Source organism: Sinorhizobium sp. CB7 (assembly GCF_041357635.1).
Classification (GTDB): Bacteria; Pseudomonadota; Alphaproteobacteria; order Rhizobiales; family Rhizobiaceae; genus Rhizobium.
The window spans coordinates 1-2,500 of the sequence record NZ_JAULLL010000047.1; the positions used below are offsets into that span (position 1 = coordinate 1).

Below are 2,500 nucleotides of genomic sequence, written 5' to 3' on the forward strand. Positions count from 1 at the left end.
TTTGGTTGCGGGGGCAGGATTTGAACCTGCGGCCTTCAGGTTATGAGCCTGACGAGCTACCGGGCTGCTCCACCCCGCGTCACCTCGGTAAACCGCTTTGCGGTTTATCCGTCATGCGCAAATCCCGTTGGGATTTGTCGCTTTACTGCCGAGCAAATTGCGACGCAATTTGTCTCGTGTTCTTTTGCTATTTAAAGCAGAACGGGCCGCTTGCGGCGGCCCGGCTATTATAGTCGGCTTGGGGCCGCGGGTTAAGAGAAGATTGAAGTTGCGTTTGGCAGACCTGGCAGCGACCGACTCTCCCGCGTCTTGAGACGAAGTACCATGGGCGCTGGGGCGTTTCACGGCCGTGTTCGGAAAGGGAACGGGTGCAGCCACCCCGCCATAACCACCAGGTCAGCGAAGCGCAACGTTTTGAGAAGCTGGAGATGAGGCAATAGGCAGTAGGCGTTAGCCAGTAGGGACTGTCTATTGTCATCTTTTTTGAACACGTCTTGGCATTGGGCAGCAGCAGCTTTCCTATTGGCGACTGGCTACTGCCGATTGGCTCATGCGATGAGCACTGGCAACGAGAACGATCAAGTCGATCGAGCGATTAGTACCGGTAAGCTTCATGCGTTGCCGCACTTCCACACCCGGCCTATCAACGTGGTCGTCTTCCACGGCTCTGATAGGGAACACTCGTTTTCAGGTGGGTTTCCCGCTTAGATGCCTTCAGCGGTTATCCCTTCCATATATAGCTACCCTGCTATGCCCTTGGCAGGACAACAGGTCCACCAGAGATATGTCCATCCCGGTCCTCTCGTACTAGGGACAGATCCTGTCAATATTCCTACACCCACGGCAGATAGGGACCGAACTGTCTCACGACGTTCTGAACCCAGCTCACGTACCGCTTTAATTGGCGAACAGCCAAACCCTTGGGACCTGCTCCAGCCCCAGGATGCGATGAGCCGACATCGAGGTGCCAAACAACCCCGTCGATATGGACTCTTGGGGGTCATCAGCCTGTTATCCCCGGCGTACCTTTTATCCGTTGAGCGATGGCCCTTCCACGCGGGACCACCGGATCACTATGACCGACTTTCGTCTCTGCTCGACTTGTCAGTCTCGCAGTCAGGCGGGCTTATGCCATTGCACTCGACGAGCGATTTCCGACCGCTCTGAGCCCACCATCGCGCGCCTCCGTTACTCTTTCGGAGGCGACCGCCCCAGTCAAACTACCCACCATACACTGTCCCGGACCCGGATGACGGGCCGCGGTTAGACATCCATGACGATAAGGGTGGTATTTCAAGGGTGGCTCCACAGGAACTGGCGTCCCTGCTTCAAAGCCTACCACCTATCCTACACATGCCGACACGAATGCCAGTGTAAAGCTATAGTAAAGGTGCACGGGGTCTTTCCGTCTGACCGCAGGAACCCCGCATCTTCACGGGGAATTCAATTTCACTGAGTCTGCGTTGGAGACAGCGGGGAAGTCGTTACGCCATTCGTGCAGGTCGGAACTTACCCGACAAGGAATTTCGCTACCTTAGGACCGTTATAGTTACGGCCGCCGTTTACTGGGGCTTCAGTTCAGAGCTTGCACCCCTCCCTTTAACCTTCCAGCACCGGGCAGGCGTCAGACCCTATACGTCGTCTTGCGACTTCGCAGAGCCCTGTGTTTTTGATAAACAGTCGCTACCCCCTGGTCTGTGCCACCCCATCACGGTTGCCCGCAATAGGGTCACGCTTCTTCCGAAGTTACGCGTGCAATTTGCCGAGTTCCTTCAACGCAGTTCTCTCAAGCGCCTTGGTATACTCTACCTGACCACCAGTGTCGGTTTCGGGTACGGTCTATACGGTGGAGCTGTTTCCTGGAACCGCGCCACTGCAAGGACAATCCAATAAGCCCTCACAATTTGTGCAATCCGTCACTTCCACCAGGCCCACGAATATTAACGTGGTTCCCATCGACTACGCGTGTCCGCCTCGTCTTAGGGGCCGGCTAACCCTGCTCAGATTAACTTTAAGCAGGAACCCTTGGTCTTTCGGCGAGAGGGTCTCTCACCCTCTTTATCGTTACTCATGTCAACATTCGCACTTCCGATACCTCCAGCAGCCCTCACGGGTCTGCCTTCACGGGCTTACGGAACGCTCCGCTACCACTCCTCAAAGAGGAATCCTCAGCTTCGGTGCATGGCTTTAGCCCCGTTACATTTTCGGCGCAAAGACCCTTGTTTAGACCAGTGAGCTGTTACGCTTTCTTTAAATGATGGCTGCTTCTAAGCCAACATCCTGGTTGTTTTGGGATCCTCACATCCTTTCCCACTTAGCCATGACTTGGGGACCTTAGCTGGAGGTTAGGGTTGTTGCCCTTTTCACGACGGACGTTAGCACCCGCCGTGTGTCTGCCGACTAGTACTCCCCGGTATTCGGAGTTTGGTTAGGATCAGTAAGACGGTGAGTCCCCATAGCCCATCCAGTGCTCTACCCCCGGGGGTATTCGGTCGACGCT

The 2,500-nt window shown here is 55.4% G+C and carries 1 tRNA gene and 2 rRNA genes (1 of these 3 cut by a window edge); all 3 read right to left on the reverse strand.

From position 1 onward, the window contains the following. Window positions 1-2: 2 nt before the first annotated feature. Window positions 3-79, reverse strand: a tRNA-Met gene (locus tag AAE029_RS36010). 202 nt (window positions 80-281) lie between these two features. Beyond that, window positions 282-396 (reverse strand): 5S ribosomal RNA (gene rrf / locus AAE029_RS36015). 178 nt (window positions 397-574) lie between these two features. Continuing rightward, window positions 575-2,500 (reverse strand): 23S ribosomal RNA (locus AAE029_RS36020) (it continues 955 nt past the right edge of the window).